The organism is Pediococcus parvulus (genome assembly GCF_964063155.1).
Taxonomy (GTDB): domain Bacteria; phylum Bacillota; class Bacilli; order Lactobacillales; family Lactobacillaceae; genus Pediococcus; species Pediococcus parvulus.
Window position 1 is genome coordinate 163,560 of the sequence record NZ_OZ061292.1, and the last position, 21,275, is coordinate 184,834.

Below are 21,275 nucleotides of genomic sequence, written 5' to 3' on the forward strand. Positions count from 1 at the left end.
TATTACAAAATGAGAGGAGTTCATAAAACATGAGTAAATTAAAGGATGGTTTTCTATGGGGCGGTGCAGTTGCCGCTCATCAACTTGAAGGCGGTTGGCAAGAAGGCGGCAAGGGTGTTAGTGTCGCAGATGTGATGACAGCGGGCGCCAATGGTGTTCCACGTGAAATCACGGACGGTGTTTTGCCAGGGAAAAACTATCCTAATCATGAAGGCATTGATTTTTACCATCGTTATAAAGAAGATGTGAAGCTTTTTGCTGAAATGGGTTTCAAATGTTTCCGAACATCCATTGCTTGGACTAGAATTTTTCCAAATGGTGATGAAGATAAGCCTAACGAAGCAGGACTGAGATTTTATGATGATTTATTTGATGAATGTCATAAATATGGTATTGAACCAGTTATCACGTTGGCTCATTTTGAAATGCCATATCATCTCATTAAAGAATACGGTGGTTTTGCCAATCGTAAAGTGATTGATTTCTACACGAATTTTGCGGAAGTCTGTTTTAAGCGTTACAAGAACAAAGTTAAATATTGGATGACATTTAATGAAATCGATAATCAAAGCGATTTTAACAGTGAATTTGCGGTAGCAACAAATTCTGGGATTCTATTTAATAACGTGAAGAAGGAAGACCGCGAAGCAACAATGTACCAAGCAGCTCACTATGAATTGGTGGCTAGCGCTAAAGCTGTTAAGTTGGGTCATGAAATTAATCCCGATTTCGAAATTGGGTGCATGATTAATATGACGCCAATTTATCCACTGAATGCGGATCCTAAGAATATTATGTTGGCAGAGCGCATGATGCAACGCCGCTATTGGTTCTCAGATGTGCATGCAAATGGGATTTATCCAAATAACGTGGAAACTTATTTGCAACGTAAAGGTTATCGTCAAGATATTACTGATGAGGATCGCGAAATTTTGAAACAGGGTACTGTGGATTATATCGGTTTAAGTTACTACAATTCGATGACTGTGAAGGCAGATGGCATTGATTTAGATGGCGATATTAACCCAGAGGAACCTGTGACAAAGAATACAACATTGGAAACTAGTGAATGGGACTGGCCAATTGATCCAGTGGGACTGCGTTATTCATTGAATTGGTTGACGGATCGGTATCATTTGCCATTGTTTATTGTTGAAAATGGTTTGGGTGCGCGTGATAAGGTTGAGGATGACGGCAGTATTCACGATCCATATCGAGTGGACTACTTGCGTGCGCATATTGCTGAGATGGAAAAAGCGGTAGAGCTGGATGGTGTGGATCTGATGGGTTATACGCCATGGGGTTGTATTGATTTGGTTTCGGCAGGAACGGGCCAAATGTCTAAGCGTTATGGCTTTATCTATGTGGATAAGGATGATGATGGTAAGGGAACGTTGAATCGTTCGAAGAAGGACTCATTTGACTGGTATAAGAAAGTGATTGCTAGTAATGGGGAAGATCTGAGATAGAGTGTTCAAGAGAGCGGTAACTTCTGAGCATTAGCATAGATAGTCGAATGATTCGGGTTAGGAATCGTTTGACTATCGTAGCTAAGCGGAGGAAGTTGCTCTCTTTAACACGTTTCAGCTATAAAAGTTCAAAGTAATCAAAATACGAACTTAAGCAGTCGAAAATAGCATCTCGGATCCACAAAATCATTCTAAGTACTAAATCACAAGATCGTTTAAAAAGGGATCTGAACTATAAACGGGCGATCATCTGCTTGTTTTGGCTCGATCCTTTTTCATACATAAAAAATAATACGAGGGAGTTAGGAAAATGAAATATTATATTGGTTTAGACATTGGTGGGACAACCATTAAATGTGGATTAGTAGATGAAACAGGTAAAATTATTGAAAAAGATAGTGTCAAAACGAGTATTAAAGGTGAAGAGATTCTTCAAAACATCGAAACGATTGTGAGTCAGTTTAAATCTGAAAAGCCAATTACGGCCATCGGGGTGAGTGCACCAGGGATTGTTCAAAAAGATGGATTCATGACAACAGGAGGCGCAATTAAGGATTTCTTTGGAATTAATTTGAAAGAGGAAATCGAAAAACGTACGGATATCAAAACGACGGTGGAAAACGATGCGAACGCTGCGGCATTTGCGGAGCAGTGGAAAGGTAATGCGATTGGATTTCACAATTACTATTGCATGGTTGTCGGTACCGGTATTGGCGGTGGTCTAATTATTAACGATCAGATCTATCGCGGCGGCCACGGTATGGCTGGCGAACTAGGAATGATGTCGGTTATGAATGTGGATAATGATCAGCACCTAGAATTGAATAGTTTGAGTTTTACCGGAGCGACGGTGTTTGGCCTCTTGAACTACTATAATCATCATAGCGATAAGCCAGAGGTTACCGATGCTCGTGTAATTTATGAGCTGGCTGATAAAAAAGATAAACTTGCTTTAGAAAGTTTAGACTTCTTCTACACAGCGCTAGCGAAAGGAATTATTAACCTAATGGTGGCTTTGGATCCAGAAATTGTACTAATTGGTGGTGGTATTTCTGCTAATTCACAATTTATGGAAGGTCTCCAAGCGAAGATTGCAGATTTAAAATCTCGGAATAGCGATGTACGTGATTTGACCTTTGCGGAAGTGAAACCGGCCAAATTACGAAATGATGCTGGCATCATCGGTGCCGTTTACCGTGCAATTCAGGCCAATTAACAAAACGCCTATTACATGTATGAGATAAAGAGCTTGAAGCAACTTAAATTCGTGCTTTTAATGGCTGTTTTGGTCACCGTTACCCCCCTAGAAAACTGATAATTGTGTTAAAATGTATGTGTAAACATGACAAGGGGGCCCGATCGAATGAAATTGGATTTTTCAGTTGCGGTACACAGTTTATTTTACTTGGAAGCAAACAGCCCTCGTAAGATTGCTAGCCGAGAATTGGCCGCTTCTTTAGATCTGAATGCGGTGGTTATTCGCAATATTCTATCAGTCCTCCATAAAAGAGGTTATATTGAGGGAACAGTAGGGAAAAACGGTGGCTATCAGCTGAAAAAAGCGTTAGCAGATATTAACGTTGGTGAGTTATATGATGTCACAATTCCACCGACTTTAAGCTATGCCCGTTTTATTACCGGCAGATCTGAAGGAATTAACAAAACAGATCAAATTTCTAGTAACATGTCAGAAACGTTGACGGATCTGTTTACGTTAGCAGATGACCAGTATCGTGCATTTTATCATCGTTTCACGTTAGCAGATTTAAAACAAGATTTGTATCATCATGGCTATTTTAAAAAACTAGTCAAAATAAACGATAAGTGAGATGAGTTTTTCTATGGATTATTATGATCAACATGTACATACAGATTTTTCATTTGATTCAGATGAAAAAATGGCGGCGTACTTGAAACTTGCAGGAGATAATTTTGTCAGCACAGAACATCTAGATTTTAAGGATCCTGATGACAAAGATGGTGATGACTTATTTGACTATGATGCTTATTCACGCGAGATTCACCGTTTGGAAGAAGACACGGGCAAACACATTTTTAAAGGTGTGGAAATTGGCTATTTTGCTGGACGCGAAAAGGATATCAAATCGTATTTGAAAAAACATGACTTTGATATTAAGCTTTTGAGTTTCCATCGGGGACCTGATTATGATTTTGATGACAGCATGGTTTCGCAGATGGATCCATTGAAGGTTGCTGACCAGTATTATCGTTTGATGTGGAAAGGAATTAATGCGTTCCATGATGCTGATGTCTTAGCTCATTTTGACTATGGTGTACGCCAACTTAATTTAACTTCAGGAATGTTTGAAACAACGGCCGGAGTGTTGTTGGCTAACATTTTAAAACTCGCTGTACGTTATAATATGGCCTTTGAGTTGAACACCACTAGCATGTATAAGTACCATAACATCGGTTTATATGACTATGCCCTTGAAATTTATAAACAACTTGGTGGCAAACGGTTTACCATTGGCTCCGATGCGCATGATACTACGCAGTATATGCGGAATTACGAAAATGCAGTTGATATGCTGAAGGCTCATGACATTCATCACGTCAATGTCTATCGTAAGAATGCCATGATTATCGTGCCTTTGGATGATGTGGATGAAGGCATTAAGTACTAAAATTAAATGTTTTTTAAATAAATAAGGGACGGAAAATCTAATTTTGATTTTCTGTCCCTTATTTATCGATTTTTGTGTTTTTGTGAGTTTTTTTACGACAAAATGAGGAATGTAACATTTTACCTTCTTCATGTAACGCTTTGCCTTCTTATATTTTTATCACCTTTCTCTTAAGTTTGTGAGAGAAAGGTGGTTTTTTTAATGAAAAGAATATTTTTAGGATTTTTGGTAATGTTTGAGTTGATGGGGGTTAATAATGTGTCAGCAAGTTCTATTTATAAAGTAGCCCATACAACTAGAGGATCTTGGCATGCCAGTTATGAGGTTGTTGTAAGTCATAGTTATGAGGTTGTTGTAAGTCATAGTCAAATTAAATCGGTGAAAAAGGTGAAATATCGTGCCATACTGGGACACTTGACACATGAATATGTTTCAAGACCTAACAAGAGAACTGTGATTTTACATTTAACTCGGAAAACTGGTGGTTCGCTCACACATGTTGGATTAAAAACACATCTTAGCAAAGGTAAACTAACTACGACTGTTATTTAATTTTCTGAACAGTTGTTGTTCCGGGCATAAACAAAGTATCGTTAATGATAATGTAAGAACTATATAGACTAAATAAGATAATCACAATGCTGATTAATAAAATTATTTTGTGTAGCGTGTGATTCTTATGATTCCTCCAAATGACAAAAAATGGTACAACTGTTCCCAAGAATGGAATGAATGCACTAATCATTAATAAAATTAACATCAAAAGCAATTCTTTGAAGGTAGTATGAAATCATGGACACGATTTAGTATAATTCCATAATAGGAAGGATTGTGTTTTTATGACCAAGAAAAAGTACTCAGTAGATTTTAGAAAAATGATTGTCAAGCTGTACCAGGATGGCGCCCCGGTAGCTGATCTTACAGACGAATATGGTGTATCAAATGTAACTATTTACAAATGGATTAATCTATATAAAGAAGACAAAGGAAGTGGAATTTCCAAATCAGATGTTTTAGCGTTGCAAAAACGTTTGAAACAGCTAGAAAGTGAGAATGACATCTTAAAAAAAGCCTTAACCATATTCGCCAAAAAGTAAACCCAGATGACTGGCAGACAGCCGTTGATATTAATTTGAAGCACCATAGTATCAAAGAAACCTGTAAAGTACTCTCAGTTCCACGCTCAACTTACTATGAACATCAGCAGAATCATGTATCGCCACAAGCCAAGCGTCGTAAGACACTTAGCCAGTCGATTAAACGCATTTACTTTAATTCTAGACGTATCTACGGGGCACCTAAAATTCTAAAAGCGTTACAAAAAGAAGGTAAGGATGCCAGTATTAAACTAGTTCAACGATTAATGCGCCAAATGGGGTTAAAATCAATCACGCGCAAGAAGTGGCATTATCAACAAACTAATGATATTGATGCGACTGATTATTCAAATATACTCGCGCAAGATTTTCGTACAACCAGTCCAAATCAAAAGTGGTGTGCAGACATAACTTATATTCACACCAAAGCCAATGGCTGGTGTTATTTATCAAGCATTCAGGATTTATATTCACGTAAAATCATTGCCCATAAAATCAGCCGTCATATGACTGCTGATCTTGTGATCAGCACTTTTCAACAAGCCTTTGAAACTAGAAAGACGACTAATAACTTAATTGTGCATACCGATCTGGGTAGCCAGTACCGCAGTGCTGGCTTTGAACAGATCTTAGCGCAACACCATATTCGCCATTCTTATAGCAAGCGTGGCTGTCCCTATGACAATTCATGTTTGGAATCATTTCACGCCAGTTTGAAAAAAGAAGAGGTTTACCAACACCATTATCAGGATTTTGAAGAAGCAAATGCTGCAATATTCAGCTACATTGAGAGCTTTTATAACAGTGCTCGAATTCACAGTAGCATTGATTATTTAACTCCAAATGAAAAGGAAAAATTAGTCGCTTAAATTATACATAAAATGTGTCCAGATTCTTGACCTAAATCCATGTTAGTTTTGGTTCAAATCATGGTACGACTGGTACTTAGACTATAAAGCTGAGAATTAATTATATGACCAATTCTGTTTGTAAATTTTACAAAGCACGGTTGATAACTTAAATTTGTGTTGAATTACCTTAGACCACTTAAAAAAAGAAGTCATTGTTGTTATACTGGATAACGTACAAAAACAAGAATAGGGAGATCTAGAAAATGAATGTCGATGCTTTAGTTAAAAAGTACCCAGAAGTAAAAACCATGCAAGATTTGAAGCCATTTTTCTGGCGAAATCCAGATTACGGTAAAGAGGCCAAACTCTCAATCGGAATCGAAGATATTTTTGATGCCGAAGCACGATTCCATCGTTTTGCACCTTACTTTGAAGTCGCTTTTCCAGAAACAGTTGCCACTCATGGTATTCTTGAATCTCCATTAGTTGATCTTCCTGACATGAAAGCCCGTTTAAATAAAACTTTTGCTCACAAAATTGAAGGCGGCTTGTACTTAAAAGCTGATAATTACTTGCCAATCTCTGGCTCCATTAAGTCACGGGGCGGCATTTATGAAGTATTGAAGTTTGCTGAAAAGATTGCTGTTCGCGAAGGCGGATTAATTTATGAAGATAATTATGCTGTTCTAGCTAGCAAGAAGTATCACGATTTGTTTGCTAAATATGGAATTGCGGTTGGTTCGACAGGTAATTTAGGTCTTTCAATCGGAATTGTGGCTCAAAAGCTTGGTTTTCGGACTTCTGTGCATATGTCAGCAGATGCTTCACAATGGAAGAAAGACAAACTGCGGGCCTTTGGTGTAAATGTTGTGGAGTACAATGATAACTTTACCCACGCAATCACGGAAGCACGTAAAATGGCAGCTGAAGATCCGATGACTTACTTCATTGATGATGAAGGCTCATATGATTTGTTCTTGGGTTACTCTGTAGCGGCTTTACGTTTACAAGCTCAGTTAAAATCACAAGGAATCAAGGTTGATAAAGATCATCCTTTGTTTGTATACTTGCCAGCTGGTGTTGGTGGTAGTCCAAGTGGTGTAACCTTTGGATTAAAGAAGGTACTAGGCGAACATGTGCATGCAATTTTTGCGGAACCGACGCATATTCCATCTGTTACTTTAGGAATGGTAACCGGTTTAAACGACAAAATTTCTGTCTATGATATTGGCATTGATGGAACCACAAAGGCTGATGGTTTGGCTGTGGGTCGCGCATCAAGAATTGCTGGTAAGAATATGCGAACCTTATTGTTGGGAACCGCAACGTTTAATGACAGCGATATGATGGAAGATGTTGTTCGTTTATACGAGACCGAGAAAATTGGTTTGGAGCCATCTGCCGCAGCTGGTTTCACAATTATGGACCAAGCATTAGGAAATCTAGCTGCAGACTTTTCATTGAAAACTGCTAATCATATTGTCTGGGCAACTGGTGGTAGCATGGTTCCTCAAGAAGATATGGACCACTATCTTGAAGTTGGTCGTGAAGAATTAGCTAAATAGTGAATGACAACGGCGACGATTAGTTCGATTAGATTCTTAGTTTATCTAATTAACGATCAAATAAAGAATATTCAAATTCAAGTTCACAGTCATCACAAAATTAAAAAATCACTCTAGTTACCCTTAAAGTTGTAATACGCTAGCGTTTACGCTTATTTTCAAAATTATATATATTTTAAAGCATAAAAAGACTCCTGATGCATTTAATCGTCAGGAGTCTTTTATTTTACTCGTTACTTATTTTTTTGCTACGTGTATTAATGTAGTTTACAAGCAAACACCACAAAATAAAAAGTATAAATGGTACAACAGTACTGTTATGAAAAACAAAGATTTCTAAAAACACTAATATTATTGCTGTGCCAATATAATCGTCCATTCCTTTGGAGTCCTTTTAGAAATCTCTTTAAAATAATCTGGCAATGATATTAGCTCCGCCCTTAATAATCTTGTCGTCAATAGTTTTACGTATACGGAAATATTTGAATATAATGTTTCCCTAAAACGCAAGTAATTAATGTTTATCTTGATTGATTCTGGCTTTGACATATGAACGTAGAAGCGCTGCAATCAGAGAGACTGGTAAAAATAAAACTAGGAATTTACCCAAATTCATTTTAAAAACAAATAAGAGTGTTAAACCATATAACAAACATAGAATTGTAAGCACAAAAGAAACTTTAGTTAGTTTAGAGTTCATATTAACCACTGAAGGTAGTATGAAATCATGGACACGATTTAGTATAATTCCATAATAGGAAGGATTGTGTTTTTATGACCAAGAAAAAGTACTCAGTAGATTTTAGAAAAATGATTGTCAAGCTGTACCAGGATGGCGCCCCGGTAGCTGATCTTACAGACGAATATGGTGTATCAAATGTAACTATTTACAAATGGATTAATCTATATAAAGAAGACAAAGGAAGTGGAATTTCCAAATCAGATGTTTTAGCGTTGCAAAAACGTTTGAAACAGCTAGAAAGTGAGAATGACATCTTAAAAAAAGCCTTAACCATATTCGCCAAAAAGTAAACCCAGATGACTGGCAGACAGCCGTTGATATTAATTTGAAGCACCATAGTATCAAAGAAACCTGTAAAGTACTCTCAGTTCCACGCTCAACTTACTATGAACATCAGCAGAATCATGTATCGCCACAAGCCAAGCGTCGTAAGACACTTAGCCAGTCGATTAAACGCATTTACTTTAATTCTAGACGTATCTACGGGGCACCTAAAATTCTAAAAGCGTTACAAAAAGAAGGTAAGACTGCCAGTATTAAGCTAGTTCAACGATTAATGCGCCAAATGGGGTTAAAATCAATCACGCGCAAGAAGTGGCATTATCAACAAACTAATGATATTGATGCGACTGATTATTCAAATATACTCGCGCAAGATTTTCGTACAACCAGTCCAAATCAAAAGTGGTGTGCAGACATAACTTATATTCACACCAAAGCCAATGGCTGGTGTTATTTATCAAGCATTCAGGATTTATATTCACGTAAAATCATTGCCCATAAAATCAGCCGTCATATGACTGCTGATCTTGTGATCAGCACTTTTCAACAAGCCTTTGAAACTAGAAAGACGACTAATAACTTAATTGTGCATACCGATCTGGGTAGCCAGTACCGCAGTGCTGGCTTTGAACAGATCTTAGCGCAACACCATATTCGCCATTCTTATAGCAAGCGTGGCTGTCCCTATGACAATTCATGTTTGGAATCATTTCACGCCAGTTTGAAAAAAGAAGAGGTTTACCAACACCATTATCAGGATTTTGAAGAAGCAAATGCTGCAATATTCAGCTACATTGAGAGCTTTTATAACAGTGCTCGAATTCACAGTAGCATTGATTATTTAACTCCAAATGAAAAGGAAAAATTAGTCGCTTAATTATACATAAAATGTGTCCAGATTCTTGACCTAAATCCATTTTACGATTAAGTCCTTCAATTGGACCGTTGGAAAATGGATAACGACAACTGTTTAGAAGGGCTGAACCATTTTTGATAAACGTGTTGATCGTTATGTCCATTTGATTACTAGTGGGTTGGTAGTTAGTAAGTAAGGATTGGAACGCATTAGCATCCTTTTGGTGTATGGCACTTAAGATACCTTGATAGGTTTGATACACAGATCTAAATCTGGGAAAAGCGTCTAGAGCTAAATCAATGGCGTTTTGTTGCGTCATATACTCGTTAATTCCGCGTAAATAAACAGCCTTAGAATCATTAACTTTTATTTCATCAAGATGAAATAAACGCCATTGAGATTTTAAAATATGATAAATTCGTGAATGCTTATCTTGGATAGTACGAATGGTCTGCGTGCGTTCATTATCTAAGGCACGCCCAGCCAGTTGAATAATATGGAAACGATCGATAATCGTGGCCGCATTGGGAAATAAGCGATGAATGAAGCTGCCATATTCAGCATTCATGTCAATCGTCACTGATTGAACTTGGGCACGTTCTTGAACCGAAAAACGAGCTTCAAAGTAGTCAATGATATCTTTACTTAGCCGATCTTTTAAAGTAACAATTCGGCGATGACTAACGGCATCGCAACAATTAAAGGACATCCAGTGATTACAGGAACGAAATTCATCAAAGCAAAGATTCTCTGGGAGATGTTTAACACGATAGGCTAAGTGAATATTGGCATTTAGGATTCGTTGAACACTGCTTGGCGAAATTCCACAAAGTTTAGCAATTTCTTTACTCGTCAACATATCGCGTGCCAAAACGATCACTTGATGTTTGATATTATGTGTGAAAGTTTCGTTACGATTAACCAACTTAGTTTTAGCACCACAGGTTTTTGAACAATCTTTACATTGGTATCTTTGACGTTTTAAATGCATTTCGTAACGACCACCGGATAAGGTTCCTAAACGCAGGTGACTCATGTGAGTTCCGTTTTTAATTAAGCTTTTATGGCCACAATGTGGGCACTTTAAAAGTTGATAAGACAAAGTTGCATGGACGACATGAATACGTTGGTTTGTGGAACACCGTTCTTTAGAAATACCAGTGACAATTAAGTTTGGGTCTGTTATTTCGAATAAGCATAAGATAGAATTAGTTAGGGACATCTGAATTTCCTCTTTTCGATTTGTTTTGGCGATTAAATCGTAGCACAAAGAGGACAGATGTCCTTTTTTATTTTTCTGATTTTCAAAACAGACAAAAAACCGGTATTAGTTATTCACCAATACCAGAAAGTGTAGACCCTGATTTACTTAGTATAAGAAAAGTTGGTTTTCCAGCACGTTTTGAAGTTCAGAATTAACTTCAGAACGTGCTTTTATTATGGCTTATTATTTGCCCGCGTTATACTGAAAGAGAGAATAACGGAAAGAAGAGGCGGTTTAAATGGCAATTCAGCATAAAGAAACAATACCTGATAACATCGAGGTGATGGGCGCACATGTTAACAATTTAAAGAATCTCAATGTGACGATTCCCTTAAACGCATTTGTAGCAATTACGGGTAAATCAGGATCAGGAAAATCCTCGTTGGCGATGGGAGTTCTCTATGCTGAAGGGGCTCGCCGATACTTGAATTCTTTATCGACATACACCCGCCGTCGCATTAGCCAAGTTGGGAAGGCTAACGTGGATGAAGTAAAGTATCTACCCTCTGCTCTGGCACTGCGTCAACGGCCGACGGTGCCTGGTGTGCGTTCGACAGTTGGTACCATGACTGAGAGTTTAAACGTTTTACGACTGATGTTTTCTCGTCTGGGTTCACATGTCTGTCCGAATGGGCATCGGGTACCGCCAACACTAGAGGTTGCCGAAAACATGGGGTACGTGGTTTGCCCAACTTGTGGCGTGAAATTCATGGCGCCCGGTGCAGAAAGCTTTGCCTTTAATTCGGAAGGTGCTTGTCCCACATGTAATGGAATTGGCAAGGTTCGTCAGATTGTGAAGGAGCGACTCATTCCTGATCAAACGAAAACTCTACGGGAAGGCGCGGTTGCGTCATGGCGATTACCCGGACGAAACTTCATGATTTATGTAGCGGAACAAATTGGCATCCCGATTGATATTCCGTTTAATCAGATGAGTGCTAAAGATCAAGAGCAAGTTTGGCATGGTGAAAATAAAAAGTATGCGATTAATATTCCTTCTAAAACAGGTAAAATTTTCCATATGGATAATGCTCAATTTGAAAATGCTTATGCAGCCGTTGAGGATAGTTTAGCGACCACTACCAATGAACGAGCAATCACGCGTTTGAACCGGTTCTACTCATTTGATACCTGCCCTACTTGTCATGGCAGCCGATTTGATCCCAAACTATTAAAAACTAAATTAGCCGATAAAAATATTGCTGAAGTTTCAAAAATGACTGTAACTGAATTAACCCAATTTATGCCTAAAATTGGGCCTTGGTTGCCAAAACAAGTGCAAGAATTAGGAGCCAGTTTAGTTGGTGAATTGAAAGATAGTTTGCAACCGGTTCTTGATTTAGGCTTAGACTATTTAACTCTTGATCGAGCTGGTGATACGTTATCAACTGGTGAGTTACAACGAATTCAGTTGGGAAGAACGCTGCGAAGTCAAACAACGGGCGTCTTATATGTATTAGATGAACCCTCGGTTGGGTTACATCCCGCTAATGTCAGCGGCCTGATTAAAATTTTGCATCAGTTAGTTGCGCAAGGCAATTCATTGGTCGTGGTTGATCATGATACACGCATTATTTCGGCTGCAGACTATGTGATTGAAATTGGACCGGGTGCTGGTAAAAATGGCGGAACAGTCATTGATCAAGGAACGGTTCCGACAATTCAAAAAAGTTCGAAATCCTTGATCGCGCCGTTTTTAAATGGCACTGCAAAGCTGTTGGTTCGCAAACAAATTCCTAAGGCACAATTATTTGCTAAAGGTGACATTGCGGTTGGAGTTTCGGATCGCTATAACTTGCATGACGTTACAGCCCATTTTCCGAAAGGACGTCTCAGCGTGGTTTCTGGTTATTCTGGTGCCGGAAAAACGACTTTGATTTTAGATAGTTTGATTCCAGCCATTAAGGCGGCCATTAAAAAAGAGCCAATTCCAAGTCATGTCAGCCATTTGGATCGTGCACATATTCACCGGGTTGTGATGGTAGATTCTGTGCCAGTCGGGAAAAATGTGCGATCGACAGTGGCCACTTACTCTGGAATTTTGGACACCTTGCGAGTTTTATTTGCCGACACAGAAGCGGCCAAACAGCAAAAGTGGACAGCTAGCCATTTTTCATACAACGTGGGATCTGGAGCCTGTCCTAACTGTAAAGGAACTGGAACAATTTCGCTTGATATTCAGTATTTGCCGGATATGGTGGAAACGTGTCCTGTTTGTCACGGGAAACGTTACAATGATGAGACATTAGCTGTCAAATGGCATGGCTATTCAATTGCTGATATTTTGGCATTGGATGTTGAGCACGCGTTACCAGTATTTGCCGATGTTCCGGCCATCAAAACGATTCTTGAAAAGCTGGCTGAAATGGGATTAGGATATTTAGTTCTCGGCGAAAGTACTCCGATCTTATCCGGTGGGGAAGCCCAACGGTTGAAGCTTGTTTCACAAATGGGGCGTAAACAAAGCGGCACGTTATTTGTGTTTGATGAACCTTCCGTAGGGCTACATCCCCTGGATATTCAAACCTTAATTCACGTATTTGATCGCCTGATCGAACAAGGAGCTACCATTATTATCATTGAACATGATTTGGACGTTATTGCTAATGCGGATTATGTGGTTGATCTCGGCCCCAAGGGCGGTCAATTCGGGGGTCAAATTATTGCCGCAGGAACTCCCCAAGAAGTGGCTAACACAGCTAAAAGCGAGACTGGCAAGTATTTGAAAGCTCATTTTGACTTGTTTCAGTAAATGATGGTTAGCGTTTCATTAGAGTGGCAATAATTTCTAGCTTATGAAAGTTATAACTATACTGGCTATTTTTTTAAAAACATGCTATGCTGTTAGAAGATGAAGAAAAGGCTTTCATATCTAATATTATTACTGGAGGAATGACCTATGCGAATTAACAAAAATGATTTATACGATTTAGTGCGTTCAGAGGACGGACCATTTATCACGATGATTCTGAATAATCCGGCCGATTTAAAAGAAGTGCAACAAACAAAAATCACTTTTAAGAACTTAATAAAAGAAGCAAGAGAAAAGTTTAATAAACAATTTGCTGATGTTGATTGTGATGCCTGTTTGAGTCGTTGGGGAATTTATGGCGATGACAGCAGTTTCTGGCTAAACGCTAAGGGCCGTTCAACAGTATTAATTGGCAATATGGACCGAATTGAAACTTTCCAATTGGCAGAGGCATATACGAATCAGGTTTCTGTTTCGCGTAAACCAAATGTTTTACCAATTATTCAAGAACTTGAAATGAAATTCGAATACTTATTAGTGACGCTTAATCAAACTTCATTTGAGCTTTATCGTGGTGAAGGCTATGATTTGCAGAAAGTTCGTTTGGATGAGGATGCACCGAGAACTTTAAAGGAAGCATTGGGGGACAATGAATTAGTTGGTGGTGAGGTCACATTCCGTGGTGCTTCGAATCATGGCGGCGATGTGGCAGTAGCTTATCACGGTCACAATGAGAAGAGTCAAGAAATTACAAATGATCAAATTAACTATTACCAAATGGTAGATCAGTATGTTACAGAAACTTATGCGCAACCAGAAGGCTTGATGACAATTGTTTTTGCTTTACCAGAGAATCAGGCACGTTTCCGACAAGTTTCAAAAAATCAAAACTTATCGAAGCATTTACGAATTGAGGAATCACCAAGTGGCTTGGGATTGGATCAATTAGAGGACAAAATGCGTCCGGTGGCACATAAGTGGTTTGAAGAGATTATGGATGTGCAAAAACAGCGTTATGAAACGGCGAAGGATAAGAATAAGGCGACGAGTGATATGCGTGAGTTGGTAAGATGCACGGTGGCTGGCCAGATTGATACGTTGTTTGTGAGAAATGATACAACGGTGATAGGTAGAATTGATGAAGAGGGCAAGCTGGATACGGATACGCCGGAAGCTCAAAGTAATAATTTGATTACGGATATTGTGGATAAGACGATGCAGAGTGCAGGCCGTGTGGTTCTGTTGGATGCGGAAGATATGCCAACGGATAAGGTGGCTGCGGGAATATTGAGATATTAAGAAGAGTGAGTGAGACATAACGATAAGCGTAAAGAAATAAGCGTGCTGGATGCGGGGAGAATTCCCCGCTGGAAGCATGCTTATTTCTTTACGCTTGTTATGTCGAGCTGTCCTAGGGCTCAGCGGAAAAAAGGTAGGACGACTGGCCAGTGCTGGATGCGGGGAGAATTCCCCGCTGGAAGCATGCTTATTTCTTTACGCTTGTTATGTCGAGCTGTCCTAGGGCTCAGCGGAAAAAAGGTAGGACGACTGGCCAGTGCTGGATGCGGGGAGAATTCCCTGCTGGAAGCATGCTTATTTCTTTACGCTTGTTATGTCGAGCTGTCCTAAGAATAAGTGAGTTCTTCAAGTCGGTAAAGGGAGGCGTATAAGTGTGACGGAGGCAGGATCGAAATCCTGCTGTGAGTCATACTTATACGCGCCCCTTTGACTTGAAGAACTGTCCTGATGCTCAACGGAAAAAAGCAAGATGGGCTGGTGACGGAGGGAGGATCGAAATCCTGCTGTGAGTCATCCTTATACGCGCTCCTTTGATTTCTAGTAATTTTCACTATTTGATTCATCTCAAATCCCCATTGCGTTAATTTTCTAATAGTCAGATAATGGAAAACAGAAACTGAGTTTTCAGTGAATACGTGCGAATGCGGGGGAGATATCATGAGTAGGTCAACACGGGGAATTTTATACGCGTCAATTGGGGCCATTTGTTGGGGAATTTCTGGTCCTATTGCGCAGCTATTATTTACCAATTACGATTTAAAATTGGGATGGTTAATCGGCTCAAAAATGCTCTTCGGTGGCATCATGTTGCTGGCTTTTGGTCTGACACAGCCCAAAGAAAGGCCAAAATTATTTACCATTTGGCGTGATAAAACAGCTATTATACATTTGGTGATTTTTACCATTTTTGGGATGACCGCGATGCAGGCAGTTTATTATAAAGCCGTTGCGGTTGGTAACGCTGCAACGGCCACCATTCTCCAATTTCTATCACCCGTGTTTATTGTGATTTTTACGATTGTGCGCTATAAAAAAGTTCCTCGGCGCGGTGATGTTTGGGCTATCGTTGCTGCTTTAGTAGGGACATTTCTATTAATTACAGGAGGAAACCCAACCAAACTCACAATCTCACCGGCAGCTTTCTTTTGGGGCGTGGTGACTGGTGTCGCAGCCGCTGCATATGTGTTGCTCCCAGAAAAGATTCTTGATCAATATGGTTCAATGACGGTTTCTGCGTGGTCTATGGTAGTGGGTGGCATATTGTTTAATTTCGTTCAACCAGTTTGGCGCGATGCTCCTAAGTTTGACGTTGCCGGATGGGCGGGCTATCTATTTATTGTCGTCTTTGGCTCGGTAATTGCTTATTTCATTTATTTGGCCAGTTTGGCGTATATTTCAGCAACTGCAACGGGACTGCTAGACGCGTTCGAACCTTTATCGGCGACAATTGTTTCAGTGATATTTTTAAACTTAACATTTGGTATCATGGAAACGATCGGAACGGTGCTAATTTTAAGTACAGTGTTTATTTTGGCGCTGGCTAACCGCCATTCATGAAAAACATGTAGAACTGTTCATCTTAATAGGGATGAGCAGTTTTTAGATTGTCTAGTTTTTAGTTGTTTTACTGGTGTGAAGTGCTAATATTTAGTTAAATGGAACCGGTTTACATAATATGAGGAAGATGAGGCTGATTCAAAATCGTTATTTTAAATTTTTAATGTATCTGGGCGTTTGGCTCGGACTGAATATTTTGTGGGGATTACGATCGGCAATTTTGTATTCTGGCGTTAGTTTTCCTACCATGTTTATGGGGATGATGGCCTTGTCATTTGCGCCAATTATAGGAGTTACCATTTTATTGCTGATGACGTTGTTTAGAAGTCGTAAATTGAATCTTGTCGCTCTAATTTGGATGATTTTGGCTAGTGTAACGTCGATGCCACCTATTTATCTGCTTTCAGTTAGTATGTTTAGTGTTGTGTCAGTACTTGTTTGTGATGCATACTTGGCTGTTATTATTTGTAATCGGGATCGACCAGTTAAAGCGGTTAATCAAGTTGCTTTAGGGCTTATCGTGATTTTCGTTCTTTGTTTATTGTCACCGGAAATAAGTGCTCGTTTTGCCATTAATGGCTATTCAGATCCGAACACCGCTATCAAAACTGAAGTTCAATTAACATCAAAAAATAATGATGCATTGCAAACGAATGGTCTAACGACGGTGACACCACGACGACCTAACGTTGAAATTTCGGGGGTCGGGAATATTAATATTAAGATTCAACGTATCGGCGTTTTTTATTTTTCGACTGTTGGTAACTATAGTTATGATTGGTAGAAAAATGAGATCATTATTAATTTAAAAAATTTAATGCGAATTGTTACGGTTGAGATATTGAAAAAAAGGACCAGATTTTTTAAAAATTATAATAGCAATCTAAATGTACAACAAAGGCTAAATATTTTGGTGAAAATCAGGCCGAATTTTATGAAACAATCGCGTAATTTTGCATTTGTCGCGTATGGTTTCTTGATTTATACCAAATTACTTTAAAAGGGAGTGATCACGTGCACAGCAAATATGATAAGTATATATTAGAAATTTTTGGGATTTTGGAATTTGTAACCTTCATAATAGGATGGCGCAAAGTCAGTGGTATTTGGGATTACTTAACAGCGGATATCTAGCATTCGTTTAAAATGATTCCAGAAATGTACCAACTTTCAAATCCTTTTGATTTTAGTGTTAGCATTAGCGGACTTCACACGAGCTACCTATTTGCGATTGGATATTGTGCCATTCTTATTATTCAGTACGTGGTGCTTCTTTATATAATGAATCAGTTTACGATGTGTTTAAAAGACTACTTTCACCTTCGGAAGACGACATTGGAAAAACATTTTCAAAGAATGTCTTTTAGTTTTTGGCTCTTGTCGGGTACAGTGATTGGCCTTCAAATTTTGAATTCTGTTTTAGCACAGCATGTTCGGTTATTTAAACCAGATTTTTTAATAGAAGTTATCGTGGTTTGGTTCTTAGCGATTGCTTTTCATTATGTGGCAAGTATTATCGTGAATATCAACAAATTTGTAGACAACTAAATAGGTTAAACAAACAAATCTCCGTTTTAGAAAGGCGGGTGAGTTTTATGTTTAAAAGGGGACAGGTTCTAAAAATTTGGATTATAGAAATAGCAATCTTGAGCTTTTTCATGATTTCAATACCGGTCCATGCTCAAGTTAATACGGGCAGTTCTGCAAGCACAAGTTCGCTAAAAAATTCATCGAGTTCCAATGCCTCAAGTATCGCTAAGCAATCTAGTAGCGCCACTCCAACGATGGATAAGGCAGTTTCAAACGCAAAAATTACGGTTAAATATGTGAATCAAAATAATAAAGAAATTGCGACCCAAAAAGTTTTGACAGGTAAGGTTGGCGCCAAGTATAACGTCACAGGTTTACAAAAAACAATTAAGGGCTACCAACTAAAAACGAAACGGAATGTAACGGGGAAATACGCTGCTGAAAATGCGCCAGTTGTTTTTAAGTATCAAGGTGTGAAAATAAGATTATCAATCCGTGATATTGATAACTTGGGTAACAACCTTAATACGGGGAAGAATCGTAATCGGTCAATTACTGGATATTATGGCAACATTTATAAGATTAAGACTTTAAAATCAGGCAAGGAAACATTTATCAGTAGTTCATCTGTACTAACTGGTTTATATCCTCTGAAAAATCAGACAATTACATTACGCTACACGAAAACGATGAATGATATTGTGATTGGTTCAGATAAATCGATAACCGTTTCGGGGATTATATTAGGCAACTTAGTCAACGTGATTCAAACGTATCCAAATGGCGAAAAAGTTGCTGTCATTGTCGGTAATGACGGGGTTTATCGAGTGGGAACCACCAAAAACAAATATGTGATATCTGGTTTCAAACAGCTTAAAACGGTTAAACGGGGGCGAACTGTCGAAACTATTTCTGCCAAAAGGACACGTACGAAAATCACAATTTTGCCGTCAGGTTATGTGCTTATTCAAAGAATAGGAAACGGTAAAAATTATCAAACGGATGGGTCAATGACCAGTCCGAGTGGTCACGTGACTAGTATTATGACGACTGTTAAAAATGGTATGAAATCTGAAGTTTCAGAAGAATTTGGCACATCACCTACTCAAGTTGTTCAGACGTGGCCGAATGGCGATATTTTAACAACCTTGATGATCAACAAGCATAAGCTACAGGTGACACTTCAAAATAAGGCAAAGAAAGTTCTGAGCACAAAGGTCGTCACAAAGAGTTTCGGTCATGGTCAAATTTTTAAGCTAGGCCAAAACCAGTACCTTGTTTATCGAGTTGGCGCTCAAAAGACAATCACCACCTCTTTAATTAATGGTAATCAGTACAAAAGGCAGTCATTTACAACGCATGGTGTGGCAAAGGTTTCGCAAGGCAAAATTGCTTTGAATTCAACCGCTAAACAGGCCTTAAAGAAGGAAAATTTACAGGCTTTTGTTAAAGCTATTTCTAGTTCGAAAAGTAATTCGGTTCAAACTAAAAAGCTGGCTGATAAACCAAAACGAGGTACAAAAAGTAGTAAAGGAGTATTACCAGCGACAGGTGAATCAAGACTATCGGCTGTCTTCGAAATTGGATTATTGTCAATTATGTGGATGATTTGTTTGGAAATTAGATTTTTATCATAAAATAAAAGCGTGTCAAACCGCAGTTACCTGTTGTTGACACGCTTTTTATTGGGGAAATGAGTATTTAATTCAATAGAAGAGCAGTTGATTGATAAGGTTTAAGCTCAATTTTGGGTCCAACCGTTGTCTGCTCTGGGTAGTTTGAAATTAATATTTTACCACTCCGATTAGCTAATGAATCTGGTAATTGAACAGTGGTTGATTTGCCATAAAAATTATTCAAAACTACTAGTGTTTGACCTTTATAATCTCTTAAGTACGCAAAAACCTGCGGATCATTTTCTAACAGAGGCTTAAAATCACCAAGTGAGATAATGGGTTGTGTTTTGCGTAATTTGATTAATTTTTGATAGTAAGCAAAGATTTCGCCAGTTACTAATTCGTCTTTTACATTCACTTCTGCCTGGTTAGTGGGCATCAACCAAGGTTTGTGAGTTGAAAAACCGGCATATTCTGAATTGTCCCATTGCATGGGTGTTCGACTGTTATCGCGAGACTTAGTTTTTACAATTTCAAAGGCTTCTGTGGCGGATTTTCCTGCTGCCAAGAGTTCTTTGTAGGCATTCTTACATTCAATATCAACGTAATCTGCCATTGAGGTATAGTCTGGATCGCTCATCCCAATTTCTTCACCCATATAAATATAAGGAGTTCCTCGCAACAAATGCATGGTGGTCGCTAACATTTCGGCGGATTTTGCTCGATAATGGACCGGATCGCCAAATCGATTAAGCGCACGTGGCTGGTCATGATTATTCCAAAAAAGCGCGTTCCAGCCGCCACCCTTTGCCATGCCAATTTGCCAGTCGTTCAAAATCTGCTTGAGTTTCATAAAATCAAATGGTGCCTTTGTCCATTTTTCGCCATTGGCATAATCGACTTTTAGATGATGGAAAGTAAAAACCATCGTTAATTCATGGTTGGCTGGTAAGGTGTATTGCACACTGTTGGCAATGGACGTTGAAGACATTTCGCCGACCGTGATGGCATCGGGGTCTTGTCCAAAACTAGCTGTATTCATTTCTTTAAGATAGTCTTGAACAACAGGCGTATCAGTGTAAAGCGTCTTGCTGGCAACGTCAGTAGGGGCGTCAACTAATTTAGTTTCTTTACCAGTGACATTGATGACATCAAAACGAAAACCATGAACGCCCTTTGCTCGCCAAAAATTGATTACTTTATAAAGCTCTTGTCGAACTTCAGGATTATGCCAATCGAGATCTGCTTGCGTAGGATCGTAGAGGTGTAAATAGTATTTTCCCGTGTTGCCAAATTTTCCCCAGGCGGGGCCGCCAAATTTAGATTCCCAGTTGGTTGGTAAATCGCCATTTGGTTTTGGATCGCGAAGATAATAAAAAGCCTGATACTTTTTATCGCCGGCCAAAGCTTTTTGGAACCACTCATGATCGGTGGAAGTGTGATTTAAAACCATATCTAGCATGATGCCGATGTGGGCTTCCTTCAATTTGGCCGCTAACTCTTCAAAGTCCGCCATGGTGCCAAAAGTAGGGTCGACTTTATAATAATCGGCAATATCATAACCATTATCGTTTTGTGGTGAAACAAAAAAAGGATTGAACCAGATCATATCAATGTTCAATTTTTTAAGGTAACTAATTTTGGCAATAATACCACGTAAATCACCGATACCATCGCCATCACTATCATAAAAAGATTTTGGATAAATTTGATAGATTACTTTATCTTGAAAAGTCATTTTCAGTAC

19 protein-coding genes are annotated in these 21,275 nt (G+C 38.8%); 16 read left to right on the forward strand and 3 right to left on the reverse strand.

The window, feature by feature from the left end:
• The first annotated feature begins 29 nt into the window (after nucleotides 1-29).
• From AB3217_RS00775 to AB3217_RS00795, 5 genes are all read left to right on the forward strand, one after another.
• Nucleotides 30-1,469 carry a 6-phospho-beta-glucosidase gene (locus tag AB3217_RS00775; protein ID WP_068807228.1) on the forward strand — a complete coding sequence of 480 codons (1,440 nt, stop codon included), beginning with the start codon at nucleotides 30-32 and terminating at the stop codon, nucleotides 1,467-1,469.
• A gap of 310 nt (nucleotides 1,470-1,779) precedes the next feature.
• A complete protein-coding gene (locus AB3217_RS00780; protein WP_068807232.1) occupies nucleotides 1,780-2,685 on the forward strand; it encodes an ROK family protein in 906 nt (301 codons plus the stop codon).
• A gap of 147 nt (nucleotides 2,686-2,832) precedes the next feature.
• Nucleotides 2,833-3,297, forward strand: coding sequence for an Rrf2 family transcriptional regulator (locus AB3217_RS00785; protein ID WP_057783026.1), 465 nt, complete (start codon nucleotides 2,833-2,835; stop codon nucleotides 3,295-3,297).
• Between the two features lie 13 nt (nucleotides 3,298-3,310).
• Complete coding sequence (locus AB3217_RS00790) at nucleotides 3,311-4,117, forward strand: PHP domain-containing protein (RefSeq protein WP_068807235.1); 807 nt, start codon at nucleotides 3,311-3,313, stop codon at nucleotides 4,115-4,117.
• 201 nt (nucleotides 4,118-4,318) lie between these two features.
• Nucleotides 4,319-4,669, forward strand: coding sequence for a DUF5626 family protein (locus AB3217_RS00795; protein WP_068807238.1), 351 nt, complete (start codon nucleotides 4,319-4,321; stop codon nucleotides 4,667-4,669).
• Here AB3217_RS00795 and AB3217_RS00800 read toward each other — a convergent pair.
• The gene (locus AB3217_RS00800) at nucleotides 4,662-4,862 is read right to left on the reverse strand and encodes a hypothetical protein (protein ID WP_367365516.1); all 201 of its coding nucleotides are present in this window, start codon (nucleotides 4,860-4,862) and stop codon (nucleotides 4,662-4,664) included. The genes AB3217_RS00795 and AB3217_RS00800 overlap by 8 nt on opposite strands.
• A gap of 94 nt (nucleotides 4,863-4,956) precedes the next feature.
• On the opposite strand from AB3217_RS00800, the gene AB3217_RS00805 reads away from it, so the two are divergent.
• The 5 genes from AB3217_RS00805 to AB3217_RS00825 all read left to right on the forward strand — a co-directional run bounded on the left by AB3217_RS00805 (nucleotide 4,957) and on the right by AB3217_RS00825 (nucleotide 9,531).
• On the forward strand, nucleotides 4,957-5,214 hold the full coding sequence (locus tag AB3217_RS00805) for a transposase (RefSeq protein WP_017866964.1): 258 nt from the start codon (nucleotides 4,957-4,959) through the stop codon (nucleotides 5,212-5,214).
• Complete coding sequence (locus AB3217_RS00810) at nucleotides 5,199-6,083, forward strand: IS3 family transposase (RefSeq protein WP_367366104.1); 885 nt, start codon at nucleotides 5,199-5,201, stop codon at nucleotides 6,081-6,083. The genes AB3217_RS00805 and AB3217_RS00810 overlap by 16 nt, the downstream gene beginning before the upstream one ends.
• 245 nt (nucleotides 6,084-6,328) lie before the next feature.
• The gene (locus AB3217_RS00815; RefSeq protein WP_068807559.1) at nucleotides 6,329-7,630 is read left to right on the forward strand and encodes a D-serine ammonia-lyase; all 1,302 of its coding nucleotides are present in this window, start codon (nucleotides 6,329-6,331) and stop codon (nucleotides 7,628-7,630) included.
• A 774-nt stretch (nucleotides 7,631-8,404) separates the two neighbouring features.
• Nucleotides 8,405-8,662 (forward strand): transposase, encoded by a 258-nt coding sequence (locus AB3217_RS00820; protein WP_017866964.1) that lies wholly within the window; start codon nucleotides 8,405-8,407, stop codon nucleotides 8,660-8,662.
• The gene (locus AB3217_RS00825) at nucleotides 8,647-9,531 is read left to right on the forward strand and encodes an IS3 family transposase (RefSeq protein ID WP_105782191.1); all 885 of its coding nucleotides are present in this window, start codon (nucleotides 8,647-8,649) and stop codon (nucleotides 9,529-9,531) included. The genes AB3217_RS00820 and AB3217_RS00825 overlap by 16 nt, the downstream gene beginning before the upstream one ends.
• Here the strand turns inward: AB3217_RS00825 and AB3217_RS00830 are convergent.
• Nucleotides 9,440-10,732: an ISL3 family transposase gene (locus AB3217_RS00830; protein WP_367365517.1), complete on the reverse strand. Its 1,293-nt coding sequence runs from the start codon at nucleotides 10,730-10,732 to the stop codon at nucleotides 9,440-9,442. The two genes, AB3217_RS00825 and AB3217_RS00830, sit on opposite strands and share 92 nt — an antisense overlap.
• A 280-nt stretch (nucleotides 10,733-11,012) precedes the next feature.
• Here AB3217_RS00830 and AB3217_RS00835 point away from each other — a divergent pair, with 280 nt between their 5' ends.
• The 6 genes from AB3217_RS00835 (at nucleotide 11,013) to AB3217_RS00860 (ending at nucleotide 19,549) form a co-directional block, all read left to right on the forward strand.
• On the forward strand, nucleotides 11,013-13,526 hold the full coding sequence (locus AB3217_RS00835) for an excinuclease ABC subunit UvrA (protein WP_260267276.1): 2,514 nt from the start codon (nucleotides 11,013-11,015) through the stop codon (nucleotides 13,524-13,526).
• Nucleotides 13,527-13,673: 147 nt separating this feature from the next.
• Nucleotides 13,674-14,825, forward strand: coding sequence for a hypothetical protein (locus AB3217_RS00840; protein WP_367365518.1), 1,152 nt, complete (start codon nucleotides 13,674-13,676; stop codon nucleotides 14,823-14,825).
• Between the two features lie 657 nt (nucleotides 14,826-15,482).
• The gene (locus tag AB3217_RS00845) at nucleotides 15,483-16,382 is read left to right on the forward strand and encodes a DMT family transporter (RefSeq protein WP_068807570.1); all 900 of its coding nucleotides are present in this window, start codon (nucleotides 15,483-15,485) and stop codon (nucleotides 16,380-16,382) included.
• Between the two features lie 127 nt (nucleotides 16,383-16,509).
• On the forward strand, nucleotides 16,510-17,166 hold the full coding sequence (locus tag AB3217_RS00850) for a hypothetical protein (protein ID WP_367365519.1): 657 nt from the start codon (nucleotides 16,510-16,512) through the stop codon (nucleotides 17,164-17,166).
• Nucleotides 17,167-17,738: 572 nt separating this feature from the next.
• The gene (locus AB3217_RS00855; protein ID WP_157077528.1) at nucleotides 17,739-17,930 is read left to right on the forward strand and encodes a hypothetical protein; all 192 of its coding nucleotides are present in this window, start codon (nucleotides 17,739-17,741) and stop codon (nucleotides 17,928-17,930) included.
• A gap of 110 nt (nucleotides 17,931-18,040) precedes the next feature.
• Nucleotides 18,041-19,549 carry a MucBP domain-containing protein gene (locus AB3217_RS00860; protein ID WP_367365520.1) on the forward strand — a complete coding sequence of 503 codons (1,509 nt, stop codon included), beginning with the start codon at nucleotides 18,041-18,043 and terminating at the stop codon, nucleotides 19,547-19,549.
• Between the two features lie 64 nt (nucleotides 19,550-19,613).
• On the opposite strand, the gene treC is transcribed toward AB3217_RS00860, so the two are convergent.
• Nucleotides 19,614-21,266: an alpha,alpha-phosphotrehalase gene (treC, locus tag AB3217_RS00865; protein WP_057784179.1), complete on the reverse strand. Its 1,653-nt coding sequence runs from the start codon at nucleotides 21,264-21,266 to the stop codon at nucleotides 19,614-19,616.
• Nucleotides 21,267-21,275: the final 9 nt, after the last annotated feature.